The sequence below is a fragment of the Catellatospora chokoriensis genome, from assembly GCF_011297315.1.
GTDB classification, from domain to species: domain Bacteria; phylum Actinomycetota; class Actinomycetes; order Mycobacteriales; family Micromonosporaceae; genus Catellatospora; species Catellatospora citrea.
Map to the genome: position 1 here is coordinate 99059 of NZ_JAAOTI010000011.1, position 15702 is coordinate 114760.

The following is a 15702-nucleotide window of genomic DNA, read 5'->3' on the forward strand; positions in this document are numbered from 1 at the left end:
GCGCACATGAACCTCCCGCACCAGCTCCCCAGCCGCCACGACGCCCTGCAGTACCAGCACGACGGCCAGCTGCTGGACGCGGTGGTGCCGTTCCTGCGCGACGGCGCGACCGCCGGGGACAGCGTCGTGCTGATCTGCCGCCCCGACAACGCCGCCCTGCTGCGTGCGGCGATGGGCGACCACCAGGTCGTCGAGCTGCCCCGCGACGACGTGTACGGCGGCACCGTGGCCGCCCTGACCGCATACCGCGAACTCGTCGCACGCGAGCAGCAGCGCGGCAGCGGCCGGGTCCGCGTGGTCACCGAGATCGACTTCGGGTCGCGCCCGAGCGGGCAGTGGGAATGGGCCCGCTTCGACGCGGCGCTCGGCCACGCCCTGGCCGCCTACCCGATCTGGAACCTCTGCCTTTACGACCGCCGCCGGGTCCCCCCGGAGATCCTGCGCGCGGGCGAGAGCAGCCACTCCCACCTGCTCGCCGGAGGCGGACGGGTGCCCAGCGCCGGTTACACCGACCCGGTGACCCTGCTCGGCGACGCCCGCATGCGCTGGCCGGATCCGCTGGAGGACCGGCCGCCCCGGCTCGACCTCACCGACCCCCGCGACCTGGCCGCGCTGCGCGCCGTCGCGGAGCAGACGCTGCTCGGCGACGGCATGTCCGCGTACGCCGTGCAGGGGTTCGTGCTGGCCGTCAGCGAGGTCGCCGCCAACGCGCTGCTGCACGGCACGCCCCCGGTGCGGGTGCGGCTGTGGTCCGACGGCGGACGGGCCCTGTGCGCGGTGTCCGACGCCGGTCGCTGCTTCAGCCCGTACAGCGGCTACGTGCCGACGGACCGGCCGGTCGGGGCGGGCGGCATGGGGCTGTGGCTGGCCCGTCAGATGACCGACGACCTCACCGTCGACGCGGCGGGCGGCGGCTGCACGGTCCGCCTCGGGCTCAACGCCTGACCAACCCGGGAGCGGCGGCCGTCAGCCGTCCGGCCTCGTGGACCAGCCCATCCCCGGCGCGCCCGCGTCCGAGTCGGGCGGCTGCGGCCGCTGGCCGCGGGTCAGGTCGTTCCAGGTGATGACACCGATGACGCGGTCGCGCTCGCAGACCGGCAGGCGGCGCAGCGACCGCGCCTTCATGATCCGGGCGGCCTCCCCGGTGTCGTCGTCGGCGTGCACCGTCACCAGTTCCCGGTTCGTCAGCTCGCCCGCCGGCACGGTGCGGGGATCGCGTTCGGCGGCGACCACCCGCACGATGTCCCCGCTGGTGACGATGCCGATCAGCTGCCCGTCCGCGGTGGTCACCAGCACGTCGCCGATGCCGTGATCGCGCATCAGCCGAGCCGCCTCGGTCAGTGTCGTGCCCGCGTCGACGCACACCGGGCGGCCGGTCATCACGTCGCGGATCGTTCGTCCGGCCAGCTGCTCCCCCACCCTTCCAGTCTCGTCGCGCCGGAACCGGGCCGGGCTCATTCGCCGGTGCCGGCAGGCCCACCGGTACGCGTCGGCCAGGGCACGGTCCCTAGAACTTCCTAGGCTGCTAGACCGTTGTCTCGGGGCGAAGAAAAGGATGCTTGCGGCATTCACGAGGGAAACCACACTGTGGGATGTTTGGGGTAGGTAAGACGGGGTATGCCGGGCGGGTGCGCAGAGCTGAGACCGACGGCAGCCCCACCAGCCTGTACGACGCGGTGCTGTTCGACCGCGACAACACCCTGATCCGCGAGGTGCCCCGGATCAGCGACCCGGACCTGGTCGTGCCGATGCCCGGCGTACGCGCGGCGCTGGACCTGCTGCGCGACGCCGGCCTGCGGATCGGCGTCGTGTCGCACCAGTCCGCGGTCGGCTTCGGGTTCGTCACCCGCGCGCAGGCGCAGGCGGTCGACACCCGCATCGAGCAGCTGCTCGGTCCCTTCGACACGTGGCAGACCTGCTGGCACACGCCCGCCGACGGGTGCGCCTGCCGCAAACCGGAGCCCGGCCTGATCACCGCCGCGGCCCGCGCGCTGGGCATCGGACCGCACCGCTGCGTCATGGTCGGCGACCTCGGCAGCGACCTGCAGGCCGCGGCGGCGGCCGGGGCGACCGGGCTACTGGTCCCGACCGGGCAGACCTGCGTGGCCGAGGCCGCCGCGGCTCCCTACCGCGTGCCGAGCCTGCTCGCCGCCGCGGAGTGGGTGCTCGCCCGCCGGCAGCTGCTGCGCCCCGGCCCGGCGGGGGCCGACGAGCCCCGCAACGTGCTCGCGGTGCGCGCCGGCTCGGCCGGAGACGTGCTGCTCACCGGCCCGGCGCTGCGGGCACTGGCCGCGCGGGCGCACTCGGTCACCCTGCTCACCGGGCCGCCGGGGGCGCCCGCCGGGCGGCTGCTGCCCGGGGTGACCCGGGTCCTGGAGTGGCGCACGCCCTGGGCCGAACGCGATCCGGCCCCGGTGGACCGGTCGGCCGTGGACGGGCTCATCGACACGGTGCGCTGCTGGCAGGTCGACGAGGCCGTCATCTTCACCTCGGCGGCCGAGTCGCCGCTGCCCACCGCGCTGCTGCTGCGGCTGGCCGGGGTCGGCCGGATCAGCGCCGTGTGCGAGGACTACCCGGGAGCCCTGCTCGACGTGCGCCACCACGTGCCTGACGACCTGCCCGAGGCGCAGCGCGCGCTGTCGCTGGCCGCCGCGGCCGGGTACGGCCTGCCGCCCGGTGACGACGGGCGGCTGCGCACGGTGCTGCCGGCGGCGGGAGCGCGTACCGGGCGCGTCGTCGTCCATCCCGGCGCGGGCGCCTCGGCCCGCGGGCTGCCCCGCAAGATCGCCGTCGAGATCGTCCGGGAGCTGGCGCTTTCCGGCCGGGAGGTGCTGGTCACCGGGGGACCTGAGGAGACCGAGCTGACCGCCGAGGTGGCCGGTGACGTGGCGGGCGACCTCGGCGGGCTCACCGACCTCGCCGCGCTGGGCCGGCTGCTGGCCGGTTCGGCGTGCCTGGTCGCCGGCAACACCGGCCCGGCGCACCTGGCGGCGGCGGTGGGCACTCCCGTGGTGAGCATGTTCGCGCCGACGGTGCCGTTCGCCCGGTGGGGTCCGCAGGGCGTGCCGCACGTGCGCCTGGGCGACCCCGACGCGCCGTGCCGCGACACCCGCGCGCTCACCTGCGCCCAGCCCGGCCACCCCTGCCTCGGCGAGGTCGACCCCGCCGAGGTGGTCGCCGCCGTCGAACTGCTGGCTCGGACGCGGCCGTGAGGCACTGTCCGGGCGCGGCGCAGGCGGTCACTCCTCCGGGTCGACCAGCGCCCGGAAGCGGTAGATCCAGGCCGGCTCCCCGGCCGGGTTGGCCTCTCGCACGTACACGGCCTCCCACGGGTCGTCCCCGGCCCAGCGGTCCCGGTCGGTGTCCAGCCCGGTCGGCAGCCAGATCGAGTACGTCTCCGGCGGATCGACGGCCGAGTCCACCTCTATCTCCCGCGTGATCTCGGCGGCGCCGTGCACGAACTTCGCGGCGATCCTGTCCACCCGAACCGACTCCCTTCACGATCTGCCCGACAAGGGCCGATCACACCTCGACGGCGAGGTGGTCGGCCGGCACGTTCAGCGTCACCACCCCGTCGCGTACGCCGGCGATCTGCCCGGCCCCCGCATAACGCCCGCGCCGCAGCGGCACCTTGCTCTTGATCTTCACGTAGCCCTCGCGCAGCAGCAGCTCGGCGAGCTCCTGCTCGACGTCCGGTTCCGGCCCGGCCGCCTCCTGCGCGATCCGCCCGAACAGGCTCACCGACTCGCTCATCCGCTGGCCCTCCGCGGTGACCGCGGCCGAGTCGCCGATCTTGACGTCCTGCACGGTGCCCAGGCCGGCCCCGGTGCTGTCGACGACATGCATGCCCTCACGGACGTCACCGATCGGCCCCGGATCGTCGATCCCGGGCACCAGCCCTGTGCCGTCCTCGTCGGCCATGTGATGACCTCACCATGCCGGACCGCGTCCGCGCGGGTGTTCCGCTCTTGCGGGGTCCGGTCGGCGTGCTCCGAGGTGCGCGTCAGAAGCGCTCCTCGACCTCGAGTCCGAGGGCCTGCCACAGCTCCCGCGCGTTGGCGAAGCTGCGCTCGGGCTCCAGGGTGCCCAGTTCGTCGAGCACCTCGTCGGGGGCGTCGCCGCGGCGCGCGACCTCGAGCAGCTGCTCCGCGGTGGCCGGGAAGGTGGCCAGCGAGACCTGCTGGCCGATGCGGGCGCGCAGCTCGCGGCGGTCGGGGTCGCGCTCGTCGTCGCCCACGACGCCGTCGCGGCCGGGCGTGTCCCAGGACCGCGCATCGAGATCGTCCTCGACCGGGTCGATGGCTTGCCTGCTGCCATACGGTGTGTGCGTCATACGGTCCCGGGTTCCCGCAGACCGGCGAACTGAAACGTCTTCACCTGGTTTGTCCCGGCGGAACCGCCGCGCGCGGGTACGACCAGGCGGACACTGGGGAGGACCGAAACCGGATCGCTGACGGGAGGAGGCGGCGCGATGACCGAGGACACCTCCGGCGGGATGCTGGAGACGCTGCTGGACACGCTGTTCATCGGAGAGGAGCGGCTCAGCGTCGCCGAACTGCGCCGCCGGGCGGTCGCCGAGGACATGCCGTCGCAGGTGCTGCTGTCCATCGACACGCTGCCCGAGGGCGAGTACGCGCAGGACGAGGTCCTCGACGCGCTGCACACGCACGCCGTGACGACACCGCCCGCGCTCTGAGCCGGGCGCCGCCGAGCGCGCGACGACGCGGCGCCCGGCAGCTCAGCGGTCGACGGCGCGCTGGAGTTCGGCCTTGGTCATGGTCGAGCGTCCCTTGACGTTCTTCTTCCTGGCCTCCTCGTAGAGCTGGTCGCGGGTGCGGCCGCCCTCGCCGCGGTGCGAGCGCAGCCCGCCACGGCGGCCGGAGGAGATGTCCTTCCTCGACAGCGCGCTGGACTGCTTGGCCTCGCCGGCACGGGCCCGTTCCTTGTTCACCGTGCGCGCGGCGATCTCTTCGGCGACGTCCTCGGACTTGCCGCGCTCCTCGGCGCTGGCCTTGATGTGCTTGTACTGGCGCTCACGCTTGGCGCTCCAGGCCTGCTGAGGCATGATCACGCTCCTTTCACGCTGCTGCGGACATTCCCGCCCGCTGTCGCGGGCAAACGTGCGACGCGCCCGGGAAGATCGCTCCACGGCGCGCCCGAGCAGGCGCAACGCCATCCGGCACCGCTTCGTTGACACGGCATGCGGCAATGCGGATCAAGCGACGAGAACGGCGACGTCCTGACCCGCCGGACCCTGCCGGACGGGCGGGACCGCGGTCCGCTGCGCCGGGCGGCCGCCGGCCTGCTGGCCGTCGCCGCGGCGCTCGCGCTGGCCGCACCCGCGGCGGGCGTGCCCGACGGCGCCGACGACCCGGACGTGCTGCGCCCGCAGGGCGTCGACGCGCAGGGCCTGCCGCTGCAGCCCGACGGCCTGGCCGCGCCCTCGCGCGGCCTCGGCCGCCCGATCACCCGCATGCAGATCCTCGCCCGCGCCGCGATCTGGGCCGACGCGCAGGTCGGCTACAGCCAGCTGAAGTTCCGCAAGGGCTGGCGCACCGACTGCTCCGGATACGTCTCGATGGCCTGGGAACTGGGCCGCAACCACTGGACCGGGGACCTGCACCAGGTCGGCGAGCGCATCGACTTCGACGAGATGCGCCCCGGCGACATGCTGCTCCACCACAACCGGGCGCGGCCCAAGGACGGCTCGCACGTGGTGCTGTTCGAGCGCTGGGTCGACGAGCCCGGCGGCGACTTCGTGATGTACGAGCAGACGCCGCCCTCGGTCAAGCACCGCACCTGGTCGGACTCGGGCTACAGCAGCAAGAAGTACAAGGCCTACCGCTACCGCAACGTGATCGAGAACGAGGCGGTCTGGTATCCGGTGACCGGCGACTGGGACGGCGACGGCCGGGTCACCGCCGGAACGGCCGTGCCGGAGGGCGACGCCTGGCGCTGGCGGCTGTCCGACGACCCGCGTGGCGCGTCGACCGACGCCGACTTCCTCTTCGGCGACGTGCGCAAGCTGCCGATCGTCGGGGACTGGGACGGCGACGGCCGGTGGACGCCGGGCACCGTCGACCTGACCGGCGACCACCACGACTGGTACCTGTCGAACTCGCTGCGCGGCGGCGAGCCGGACGTGCGGGTCGGCTACGGCGACGTGGAGAAGGCCCCGGTCGTCGGTGACTGGGACGGCGACGGCACGTACACCCCGGGCGTGGTCGACGCCGAGGGCGACGTGCGCGACTGGTATCTCACCAACAACCTGACCGGCGGCGACCACGACCTGCACGTCGGGTTCGGCGACGTGGACGCCGCGCCGGTGGTCGGCGACTGGAACGGCGACCGGGTGAGCACCCCCGGGGTCGTCGACACCGAGGGCGAGCACCGGGACTGGGAGCTCACCAACAGCCTCGACGACCCGGCGACCGACGCCGAGGTCTCCTTCGGGGACGTGGCGCAGCTGCCGGTGACCGGCGACTGGGACGGCGACGGGGTCGTGACTCCCGGTGTCGCCGACCCCGGCGCCGGCCACGAGTGGCGGCTGTCCAACGCGCTGGCCAGCGGGATCGCCGACACCGTCTTCGCGTACGCCGGCACTCCGGCGGCCCCGGGCCCGTCCCCGTCCGCCTCGCCGAGCCTGCTCCCCGGGCCACGCCCCTCGGCGGACCTGTCCCCGGCCGCGCCCGTGCCCGGCACCCCGTCCCCCGGCGCCGCACCCACCGGCCCGCTCCTGCCGGGCGGGGACCTGCCCGGCACGCCCCTGCCCACCGGGCCCGTGCCGAGCCCCGCCCCCACGCCCGGGGCGTCCGGGAGCCCGGGCGCGCCCTCCGCGGCCCCCGGTGTGGACGCCACGCCACCGCCGGGCGGGTCGTCGCCGACTCCGTCGGGCAGTGCGGCCGTCGAGTTCGCGCCGCCGCCCGGGGTGCCACCGCTGGACCAGCCCACCGTTCTGCACTGAGGAGAGCCGTGAACCGTCACCGCACCGCCGCAGCCCGCCGCGCCGTCCTGGTCGCGGCCGGGCTGTTCCTGGCCCTGACCGCGTTGCCGGCCGGGGCCGCACCGCCCCCGGACCCGCTCGGGCCGGACGGCAAGCCGATCACCGACGGCTGGGCGGGCGCGGGCACCCCGGCGGAGCTGGCGGCCCCGCCCGCGGCGGCCCGGGTGATGGCGGCCGCGCCGGGCGGCTACCCGGTCACGGGCATCGACGTCTCGCACCACCAGGGGACGATCAACTGGGAGAAGGTCGCCGACAAGGGCGCGAAGTTCGTGTACGCCAAGGTGACCGAGGGCGTGCACTACGTGGACGCCTCGTTCAAGGACAACTACAGCGGGGCGCGCAAGAACGGCATCCTCTTCGGGGCGTACCACTTCGCCCGGCCGGACAAGACCAACGGGCGCACCCAGGCCGACTTCTTCCTGGACCGGGCGCAGTACCGCAACGACGGGCGCAGCCTGCCGCCCATGCTGGACATCGAGTGGCCGTACAAGCTGGGCGGCAAGCTGGTCGCGCCCGGCCCGTGCTGGGGCAAGTCCAAGAGCGAGCTGGTCCGCTTCATCCGCGACTTCACCCAGCGGGTGCGCGAGCGCACCGGCAGCGCCACGATGATCTACACGAACCCGAACTGGTGGAACCCGTGCACCGGGAAGAACGCCGACTTCGGCGACCACTACCTGTTCATCTCCAGCTACACCGACAAGGTGCGCGGGCTGCCCGCCGGGTGGGACCGCTGGACGCTGTGGCAGTACGCCAACCATGGCAAGCTGCCCGGTGACCAGAACGTCTTCAACGGCAACCTGGCCGACCTGGCGAGCCTCGCCGCGAACCCGGCCGGGCCGCTGCCCCGCCCGGTCGTCGGCGACTGGGACGGCAACGGCACCATGACGCCCGGCCTGGTCAGCGCTGAGGGCGAGACCTGGCGCTGGCGCCTGTCCAACACCCTGGACGGCACACCCGATCCGGCGCTGGACTTCACGTACGGCGACGCGGAGAAGACGCCGATCGTGGGCGACTGGGACGGCAACGGCACATACACGCCCGGCACGGTCGACGCCGAGGGCAAGCGCCGCGACTACTACCTGGCCAACGGCTTCCGCAGCGGGCCCGCCGACATCCACACCGGCTTCGGCGACATCGAGGACATCCCGGTGGTCGGCGACTGGGACGGCAACGGCACGTTCACCCCGGGCGCGGTCGACAGCAGCGGCAAGCTGCACGAGTGGAAGCTCACGAACACGTTCGCCAAGCCGGTGACCGAGGTCGAGTTCGAGTACGGCGACGCCGCCAAGACGCCGATCGTCGGCGACTGGGACGGCAACCGCACCTTCACGCCCGGCACCGTCGACATGGACGGCGAGCGCCACGACTACTACCTGAGCAACGTCAACGCGGCCGGCCCGACCCAGGTCCGCCTGGGCTTCGGCGCGGTGTACACGGTGCCGCTGGTCGGCGACTGGAACGGCGACAAGGTCTTCACCCCGGGCGCGATCGACGCCTCCGGCGACGCGGGCCTGGTCTGGCAGCTGACCAACAGCCTGACCGGGGGCTCCACGGTCGAGGTCAGCTTCACGTACGGCAGCACCGGGTCGACCTCGGTCCCGGCGCCCGCCGCGAACCCGGCACCGTCGGCCGCACCGAGCCCGTCGACCGCGCCGTCGCCGAGCGCCTCGCCGTCGGGCGCGGTCGCCGCCGGCGCCCGCCCGTCGGCCTCGCCGAGCCGCACACCCGCCGCCGCGCCGAGCCCGTCGCCCAACCGCACTCCCGCGGCCGCCCCGAGCCCGTCCCCGAGCCGGGCTGCCGCCGTGGGCGCGAGCCCCACGCCGCGGCCGGCTCCGTCGGCAAGCCACGCCCACCCGGCGACCCGCACCGCTCCGCGTCCATAACGCCTGGCCCGAGCCCGACACTGTGGGGAAGGGTGCCTTCTACAGCGCTCCGCGCTGTAGAAGGCACCCTTCCTTCGTCGTGCGCGAAGCGGTGATTCGGCGCGAAGAAGGTGAATCGGACGTACCATTCGGGGCAGCGGCGAGGGCGGTGGGAGGGCTGCGGCGAAGGAGCGCGCGATGACCGGATTCGGAGTCCACTCGGAGGTCGGCAGGCTGCGCAAGGTGCTGGTGCACCGCCCCGATCTGGCGCTGCGCCGGCTCACCCCGTCCAATCGGGGCGAGCTGCTCTTCGACGACGTACTGTGGGTGGAGCGGGCGCAGCAGGAGCACGACCAGTTCGTCGCCGAGCTGCGGTCCCGCGACATCGAGGTGTTCCTGCTGCACGACCTGCTCACCGAGGCCCTGTCCTCACCCGAGGCGCGCGAGTGGGTCATCGGGCACACCGTCAGCCCGTACACGGTGGGTCCGGCCATGGTCGACGCGGTGCGCGAGGCGCTGGCCAACATGGACCCGAAGACCCTCGCGACACATCTGACCGGCGGGGTGACCCGGGCCGAGCTGATGCAGTTCGCCGACGACGACCGGCTCGCGGCGCGCTCGCTGGCCGTGGCGACCACGGTCGGCTCGTCGTTCATCCTGCCGCCGCTGCCCAACCACCTGTTCACCCGGGACACCTCGTGCTGGATCTACGAGGGCGTGTCGCTGAACCCGATGTACTGGCCGTCGCGCCAGCTGGAGACCGTCAACCTGGGCACGGTGTACCGCTTCCACCCGATGTTCCGGCAGGAGAAGATCAACTTCTGGTTCCCGGACGCGGGCAAGGACGAGCACGACGAGTTCGACATACAGTCCTTCGGGCGCTCGTCGATCGAGGGCGGCGACGTGATGCCGGTCGGCAACCGCACCGTCCTGATCGGGATCAGCGAGCGCACCACCCCGCAGATGGTGGAGATCCTGGCGCAGCGGCTGTTCGCCAAGGGCGCAGCCGAGCGGATCATCGCGGTGCAGCTGGAGCGCAAACGCCAGTTCATGCACCTGGACGTCGTGTTCACGTTCATGGACCGCGACACCGTCACCGTCTACCCGAAGGTCGTCGACGGCACCACGGCGTACAGCATCCGCCCCGGCGACAAGGCCGGCACGCTCGACGTCACCGCCGAGGACAGCTTCCTGGCCGCGGTCGCGCACGCCATCGGGCTGTCCCACGAGAAGGACCTGCGGGTCATCACCACCGGCGGCGACGAGGCCCAGCAGGAGCGCGAGCAGTGGGACTGCGCCAACAACGTGGTGGCGCTGTCGCCGGGGGTGGTCGTGGCGTACTCGAAGAACGTCTACAGCAACCGCAAGTACCGGGAGGCGGGCATCGAGGTCGTCGAGATCGACGGCTTCGAGATCGGCAAGGGCCGCGGCGGCGGCCACTGCATGACCTGCCCCCTCCTTCGCGACGCCTGACGCGCGGAGCCGTCAGGAAGGGCACCTTGCACAACTCATAGCGATGTGAAGGTGCCCTTCCTTCCGCTCAGCGGGTGCGGCGGGCGCGCCACTGGCGGACGGCGTCGTCGGCGTCGACGAGGGCAAGGGCCACTGCGGGGCCGGCGAGTTCGCCTCGGTGGGCGCGGACCACGCGGGCGTTCAGTTCCGCGACGTACGTGCGTACCGCCTGCTCGGAGTTCTTGTTCGCGAGCGCGCCGGGCAGGTCCTCGATGTCGCGGCGCAGCAGCAGGGTGGCCGGGATCGCCGCAGACAGGTTCTCCCGCTGCACGAGGTCGCGCAGCCACCAGTCGTCGGGCAGCGTCTGCCCCGCTCCGGGCAGCGGCTTGCCCATGCCGGGCAGGTCGTCGAACTCGCCGCGCTCCTGCGCCTCACGGATCTGCTTGTCGATGCTCGACTCGTACCAGTGCGCCACCGCTCACCCCCGGGTGATCGACTCCTGATCCGAAAATACCTCGGTGACGGATATCGCTTGGCCAGGGGTGTGGCGGGGGCGTTATCGTGCTCGGTATGCATCAGCACATGGTCAGCACGACTACGCCGGGACGTCCCGGCGTTCGTACGCGTTGACCTGCTGAACTTCAGTCGACCGTCGGCCCCGGGGCACACGCCCCGGGGCCGGCCCGTATCCGCCCCACGTGTGCTCCCCGGCCGCTTCACGCCCAGGAGCACACCGTGAAGGACCACCGCCGCCTCGGCCGCGACCTCGAGATCTACCACTCCGACCCGATGATCGGTGCCGGCCTGCCGCTGTGGCTGCCCAACGGCGCCGCCGCCCGCCACGCCATCGAGGAGTTCGTCCGCGAGGAGGAACGCCTCGCCGGATACCAGCATGTCTACTCCCCGCCGATGGCCAAACGCCAGATGTACGAGCGGTCCGGGCATCTGGCGAAGTTCGCCGACGACATGTTCCCGGCGATGTCCGACGATCCCGACGCGCCCGCCGACGACGCCGAGGCGCTGATGCTGCGCCCAAGCCTGTGCCCGCACCACGCGATGGTGTTCGGCTCCCGCGGCCGCTCCTATCGCGAGCTGCCGGTGCGCATCGCCGAGATCGGCGGCATGTACCGCGCCGAACGCTCCGGCGTCGTCGGCGGGCTGAGCCGGGTGCGGGCGATCTCGCTCAACGACGCGCACGTGTTCTGCTCGCTCGACCAGGTCGGCGCGGAGGTGGCGCTGGTGCTGGCGATGTGCGCGCGGATCCATCCGGCGCTCGGCTTCGCCGCCGACGGCTACCGGCTGTCGCTGCGCGGGCCGGGCGCGGGCTACCTCGGCGTGGACGCCGACTGGGCCCGCGCCGAAGCGCTGCTGCGCGACGCCCTGGTGCAGGCCGGGGTGCCGTTCGAGGAGGCGCCGGGCGAGGCCGCGTTCTACGGACCGAAGATCGACATCCAGGTGCGCGACCTCGCCGGGCGGGAGTCGACCCTGGCCACCGTGCAGGTGGACTTCGCCCAGCCGGAGCGCTTCGACCTGTCGTACACCGGCCGCGACGGCAGCCCCGCCCGGCCGGTGATGGTGCACCGCAGCATCGTCGGCAGCATGGAACGGCTGCTGGCCCACCTGCTGGAGGTGCACCAGGGCGCCTTCCCGGTCTGGTACGCGCCCGTGCAGCTGGCCGTCGCCCCGGTCGGCGAGGCCCAGGACGCGGCGGCGCGACAGTTCGCCGACCAGGCACTGCGCGCCGGGCTGCGGTCCGCGCTGAGTCTGGACGGGTCGCTGGGGCTGCGCATCCGCGAGGCCGCCCAGCGCCGGGTGCCCTACCTGGCCGTCATCGGCTCCCGCGAGGCGGACTCGGGCGAGGTCTCACTGCGGCTGCGTGACGGACGGCAGCTGCCGCCGATGCCGTACGCCCAGGCCCTGGGCCTCATCGGGGACGAGGTCGCCGCCCGCTCAGGAGAGCCGATGCCGTGACCGTCAGCGCAGTAGCGCCTCGACGAAGTCGGCGCCGAGCCGGGCGCAGGCGGCGAGGCGGAGCCGGTAGTGCACGTACCGGCCGCGGCGGCTCACCTCGACCAGGCCGGCCTTGCGCAGCACCGCGAGGTGCCGGGACACCTCCGGGTCGGTGAGCTGCCACGCCTGGGCCAGTTCCGTGGTGGTGTGCATGCCGCGGGACAGGGTCCGGGCCAGCCGCTGGCGCACCGGGTGGGCGAGCGCCTCCAGCCGCCGCTGCACCAGCTCCAGCGGCGCGGCCTCGGGCACGCCGGGCTCGGTGGCCGGATACTGCACCACCGGCCGCCAGCCCGGCGCGTGCACCACCACCAGGTGCGGGCGGCCGAACGCGGAGGGGGAGAAGGTCATCCCCTCGCCCACCGCGCTGGTCCGGGCGTCGGTCAGCTTGTCGACGACGATGCGCCTGCCGTCCTCGCTCACCGACAGCGCCGGCGAGATCGCGCCCAACGCCGCGGCGAGGCCGTGCCGGGCCAGCAGGTCCGCCTTGTGCCGGGCGTCGGCGGCCAGACCGTGTTGCACCCGCGCCCACACCTCGCCGAAGAAGTCGTCGCGGCAGTCCTCCAGCAGCCGGCGCACCCACGCCCGCACCGCGGGCGGATCGGCGAGCAGGCGCTCGGTGAACTCGGCCTGCCGCGGACCGCGGGCCTGGGCCAGCTCCCGGATCCGTTGCCGGGCCGCCGGATCGTGCAGCGGGGTGCCGGAGCGGGCCTGCGAGACCGCGCCGCAGCTGGTGGTGATCAGCGCGCCGGCGACCCAGGTCTCGTCAGAGAGCGCGTCCAGGTCGTCCAGCTCCTGTGCCAGCGTCGCGCGCGGCCGGGCGGGCAGCAGGAACTCCGCGCGTGCCGAGCGCCACAGCTGATCCCCCTCGAAGATCCGTTCGGCCAGCTCGGGCTTGAGCGCGGACAGGGTCGCGGTGACGAAGCCGTGCAGCGTCGGGTGGTGCGCGGGCTCGACCAGCGCGTGCAGCACCGCGGTCAGCTCACCGAGCGGCGAGGGCGCGAACACGTAGCGCTCCGGCGGCAGGCCGGTCACGTCGATGGTGAGGGTCACCAGGCCATCGTGACACCGCCGCCGCAGCGGGCCCCCGACGATTGACGACGTCCGTCAACCCACGTGCCGACGCCGGTCCAGCGGGCGCACGGTGACCGCCATGACCATCACCTCTGCTCCCCGCCCGGCCGCCACGACGCCGGATCCGGTCCGGTCCTCCTTGCTGCGCCGCCTCGGCGGGCCGCGATACGCCGCGGTGCTCGTCGTGGACGCCCTCGGCGCCGGCATGCTGCGACCGTTCCTGCTGCTCTACGGAATGTCCGTGGTCGGCCTGAGCCCGGGCGGCGCGGGCCTGGCGGTGACCCTGGGTCTGCTGGCAGGGCTGGCCACGCTGCCGCCGGCCGGCCGCTGGCTGGACCGCGGAGCGCGCTCCGTGCCGGTGGCGGCGACGCTGCTCGTGCGGGCGGCGGGCGCGGCCGTACTGGTGGCGGCGCCCACCCCGGCCGGGTTCGCGATCGGAGCCCTGCTGCTGGGCCTGGGCAGCCAGGCGTGGCCCGCGACGCACGCCGCGGTGGTGGCCACGATCGCGGTCGGTCGCGAGCGCGATGCGGCGCTGGCCGCGGGCCGGTCGTTGCGCAACGCCGCGCTCGGCGTGGGCGCACTGGCAGCCACCGCGACGCTGGGCGGCGGGACTACGGCGCTGCGCTGGCTCGCCACCGCATGCGCGCTCGGCTACCTCGCCTCGGGCGTGCTGGCGCTGGGCATGCGCCTGCGGGCGGCGGCGCTCGACCGGGACACGTCCGCAGGCACGAAGGACGACCTGTCGTTCCTGCGCCCGCTGCTGGTGGTGAACCTGCCGTACGCGGCCAACTTCTCGGTGCTGGAGATGGCGCTGCCCGTGCTGCTGGTGACCCGCCTGCACGCGTCGCCGGCATGGTCGGCGGGCATCTTCGTCGGCAACACCGTGCTCGTGATCACGATGCAGGTGGCGCTGGTGGTACGGCTGGCCAGGGTGCCGCGGCACCGGGTGCTGGCCGGTTCCGGCGTGCTCCTGGCCGCCTCGTACCTCGGCTTCTGGGGGGCGGGGTCGCTCGGCGGCACGCCCGGTGCCGCCGCGATCGCCGCGGTCGCGGTCGTCTTCACCGTCGGCGAGATCATGTACGCGGGCAGCAGCACCGCCCTGGTCATCGCCCATGCGCCGGAGCGGTCGCTCGGCCGGGCACTGTCGCGTTTCCAACTGTCCACCGGCATCGGCATGGCGCTCGCCCCGGCGGTGCTGACGTGGCTGCTCACCCTCAGTCCCGGCGCGCTGTGGGGAGGACTCGCCGCGGCGACGCTGCTGGCGGCGGGCTCGGTGGTAGCGACCTCGACACGCTCCGCGCGGTTAGCAGGGTAGTAACCCCGCTTTCGAGGAGGAATCGCCCATGAGGTCGTCGCGCGTGCTCGGGTACGGGCTGGGAGTTTGGCTCGGCATGGTCGGCATCTCGCTGATCCTGCTGCCCGCCGAGGGCAAGCACGAGGCCCTGTACGAGTCGATCAAGCTGACCACGATGGTGGCGCTGGTGCTCGGCTTCGCCATCCGCTACCTGCGCAAGCGCCCGATGGCGGCAGCCCCCGAGGGCGTGCTCGTCGGCCTCGTCTGGGCCGCCGTCACCACCGCCGGCGACCTGGGCCTCTACCTCGGCGGCGCGTTCAACATCGGGCTCGACGTGTACTTCACCGACGTGGCCTCCTCGTACTCGGTGATGCCCGTGATCACCGGCCTGGCCGTCGGCCTGCTCGCGCCGAAGCCCACCGGGATCCTGAGCGCCGAGGCGTACGGTGCGGCACTGGCCGCCGCCCAGCCCGCCGGGCACTCCGAGGCCGACGAGCTCGCCGCGATGATGGCCGCGGCCGGTGCGATGGCAGCGACCGCCTCCCCCGCTGCGAGCACGTCCGCGACGGACGCGGTGGCCGGGACTCAGACGATCACCGAGGTCAGCCCCACGACCGACGCCGAAGCACATCCCGAGCCGCACGCCGCGTCCCAGGTCCGGGCCGTATCCGAGATCCAGGGCGGTCCCGAGATCCACTCGGCACCCGAGGCCACCGCGCCGGTGGTCCCGTCGCCCGCCGTGGCGAGTCATGCGGAGGGCACGCTCGTCAGCGCGGCGGCATCCACCCACGCCGCCGAGGAGACCGACCGCCCGCTGTACATCCCGCGCGGGAATTGCTGACCCGCGTCCCGGAGTTGGCGAAGTCGAGACCGCGCTCCGGCCGGGGGCACGCAGCCCTGTCCGCCGCGCCGGCGTTGATCGTCCGACTTGCCAGGCACCTGTGCGAAAGGCGCTTCAAGATACGCACGATGGCCAGGCAAGTCGGACGATCTTGAGCGAACGGCGCGGC

The 15702-nt window shown here is 73.6% G+C and carries 16 protein-coding genes; 9 read left to right on the top strand and 7 right to left on the bottom strand.

What is annotated here, in order from left to right; translation table 11 throughout:
- The first annotated feature begins 6 nt into the window (after positions 1 to 6).
- Positions 7 to 945, top strand: coding sequence for a sensor histidine kinase (locus HAV39_RS18100; protein ID WP_191840386.1), 939 nt, complete (start codon positions 7 to 9; stop codon positions 943 to 945).
- A gap of 21 nt (positions 946 to 966) precedes the next feature.
- Here the strand turns inward: HAV39_RS18100 and HAV39_RS18105 are convergent, their stop codons facing one another.
- Entirely contained in the window at positions 967 to 1419 is a 453-nt protein-coding gene (locus tag HAV39_RS18105; protein WP_191840387.1) for a CBS domain-containing protein, read from the bottom strand.
- Positions 1420 to 1628: 209 nt separating this feature from the next.
- On the opposite strand from HAV39_RS18105, the gene HAV39_RS18110 reads away from it, so the two are divergent.
- Positions 1629 to 3212 (top strand): HAD-IIIA family hydrolase, encoded by a 1584-nt coding sequence (locus HAV39_RS18110; protein ID WP_239120898.1) that lies wholly within the window; start codon positions 1629 to 1631, stop codon positions 3210 to 3212.
- A 27-nt stretch (positions 3213 to 3239) separates the two neighbouring features.
- Here the strand turns inward: HAV39_RS18110 and HAV39_RS18115 are convergent, their stop codons facing one another.
- The 3 genes from HAV39_RS18115 to HAV39_RS18125 form a co-directional block, all read right to left on the bottom strand.
- Entirely contained in the window at positions 3240 to 3482 is a 243-nt protein-coding gene (locus tag HAV39_RS18115; protein WP_191840389.1) for a hypothetical protein, read from the bottom strand.
- Between the two features lie 40 nt (positions 3483 to 3522).
- Positions 3523 to 3921 carry a hypothetical protein gene (locus HAV39_RS18120; protein ID WP_191840390.1) on the bottom strand — a complete coding sequence of 133 codons (399 nt, stop codon included), beginning with the start codon at positions 3919 to 3921 and terminating at the stop codon, positions 3523 to 3525.
- 82 nt (positions 3922 to 4003) lie between these two features.
- Positions 4004 to 4333: a DUF2795 domain-containing protein gene (locus HAV39_RS18125; protein ID WP_191840391.1), complete on the bottom strand. Its 330-nt coding sequence runs from the start codon at positions 4331 to 4333 to the stop codon at positions 4004 to 4006.
- A 138-nt stretch (positions 4334 to 4471) separates the two neighbouring features.
- Here HAV39_RS18125 and HAV39_RS18130 point away from each other — a divergent pair, with 138 nt between their 5' ends.
- On the top strand, positions 4472 to 4696 hold the full coding sequence (locus HAV39_RS18130) for a hypothetical protein (protein WP_191840392.1): 225 nt from the start codon (positions 4472 to 4474) through the stop codon (positions 4694 to 4696).
- A gap of 42 nt (positions 4697 to 4738) precedes the next feature.
- Here HAV39_RS18130 and HAV39_RS18135 read toward each other — a convergent pair whose 3' ends face one another.
- Positions 4739 to 5065, bottom strand: coding sequence for a plasmid stabilization protein (locus tag HAV39_RS18135; RefSeq protein WP_191840393.1), 327 nt, complete (start codon positions 5063 to 5065; stop codon positions 4739 to 4741).
- Positions 5066 to 5200: 135 nt separating this feature from the next.
- Here HAV39_RS18135 and HAV39_RS18140 point away from each other — a divergent pair, with 135 nt between their 5' ends.
- The 3 genes from HAV39_RS18140 to HAV39_RS18150 all read left to right on the top strand — a co-directional run bounded on the left by HAV39_RS18140 (position 5201) and on the right by HAV39_RS18150 (position 10338).
- A complete protein-coding gene (locus HAV39_RS18140) occupies positions 5201 to 6964 on the top strand; it encodes an NlpC/P60 family protein (RefSeq protein ID WP_191840394.1) in 1764 nt (587 codons plus the stop codon).
- Between the two features lie 8 nt (positions 6965 to 6972).
- Complete coding sequence (locus HAV39_RS18145; RefSeq protein ID WP_191840395.1) at positions 6973 to 8886, top strand: GH25 family lysozyme; 1914 nt, start codon at positions 6973 to 6975, stop codon at positions 8884 to 8886.
- 177 nt (positions 8887 to 9063) lie between these two features.
- The gene (locus tag HAV39_RS18150; protein ID WP_191840396.1) at positions 9064 to 10338 is read left to right on the top strand and encodes an arginine deiminase; all 1275 of its coding nucleotides are present in this window, start codon (positions 9064 to 9066) and stop codon (positions 10336 to 10338) included.
- A gap of 67 nt (positions 10339 to 10405) precedes the next feature.
- Here HAV39_RS18150 and HAV39_RS18155 read toward each other — a convergent pair whose 3' ends face one another.
- Positions 10406 to 10792, bottom strand: coding sequence for a DnaJ family domain-containing protein (locus tag HAV39_RS18155; RefSeq protein WP_191840397.1), 387 nt, complete (start codon positions 10790 to 10792; stop codon positions 10406 to 10408).
- A 212-nt stretch (positions 10793 to 11004) separates the two neighbouring features.
- Here HAV39_RS18155 and thrS point away from each other — a divergent pair, with 212 nt between their 5' ends.
- Positions 11005 to 12288 (top strand): threonine--tRNA ligase, encoded by a 1284-nt coding sequence (gene thrS, locus HAV39_RS18160; RefSeq protein WP_275413973.1) that lies wholly within the window; start codon positions 11005 to 11007, stop codon positions 12286 to 12288.
- Between the two features lie 3 nt (positions 12289 to 12291).
- On the opposite strand, the gene HAV39_RS18165 is transcribed toward thrS, so the two are convergent.
- Positions 12292 to 13377, bottom strand: coding sequence for a DUF5937 family protein (locus HAV39_RS18165; protein ID WP_191840399.1), 1086 nt, complete (start codon positions 13375 to 13377; stop codon positions 12292 to 12294).
- A 100-nt stretch (positions 13378 to 13477) separates the two neighbouring features.
- Here HAV39_RS18165 and HAV39_RS18170 point away from each other — a divergent pair, with 100 nt between their 5' ends.
- Both HAV39_RS18170 and HAV39_RS18175 read left to right on the top strand, forming a co-directional pair.
- Positions 13478 to 14713, top strand: a complete 1236-nt coding sequence (locus tag HAV39_RS18170) for an MFS transporter (protein WP_191840400.1) — start codon at positions 13478 to 13480, stop codon at positions 14711 to 14713.
- Between the two features lie 28 nt (positions 14714 to 14741).
- Positions 14742 to 15533 (top strand): hypothetical protein, encoded by a 792-nt coding sequence (locus HAV39_RS18175; RefSeq protein WP_191840401.1) that lies wholly within the window; start codon positions 14742 to 14744, stop codon positions 15531 to 15533.
- Positions 15534 to 15702: the final 169 nt, after the last annotated feature.

Excerpts from the sequence above, each read along its gene's own strand:
- HAV39_RS18100 (WP_191840386.1), top strand. The coding sequence starts at position 7 with ATGAACCTCCCGCACCAGCTCCCCAGCCGCCACGACGCCCTGCAGTAC.
- HAV39_RS18120 (WP_191840390.1), bottom strand. The coding sequence starts at position 3,921 with ATGGCCGACGAGGACGGCACAGGGCTGGTGCCCGGGATCGACGATCCG.
- HAV39_RS18125 (WP_191840391.1), bottom strand. The coding sequence starts at position 4,333 with ATGACGCACACACCGTATGGCAGCAGGCAAGCCATCGACCCGGTCGAG.
- HAV39_RS18130 (WP_191840392.1), top strand. The coding sequence starts at position 4,472 with ATGACCGAGGACACCTCCGGCGGGATGCTGGAGACGCTGCTGGACACG.
- HAV39_RS18135 (WP_191840393.1), bottom strand. The coding sequence starts at position 5,065 with ATGCCTCAGCAGGCCTGGAGCGCCAAGCGTGAGCGCCAGTACAAGCAC.
- HAV39_RS18140 (WP_191840394.1), top strand. The coding sequence starts at position 5,201 with ATGCGGCAATGCGGATCAAGCGACGAGAACGGCGACGTCCTGACCCGC.
- HAV39_RS18150 (WP_191840396.1), top strand. The coding sequence starts at position 9,064 with ATGACCGGATTCGGAGTCCACTCGGAGGTCGGCAGGCTGCGCAAGGTG.
- HAV39_RS18170 (WP_191840400.1), top strand. The coding sequence starts at position 13,478 with ATGACCATCACCTCTGCTCCCCGCCCGGCCGCCACGACGCCGGATCCG.
- HAV39_RS18175 (WP_191840401.1), top strand. The coding sequence starts at position 14,742 with ATGAGGTCGTCGCGCGTGCTCGGGTACGGGCTGGGAGTTTGGCTCGGC.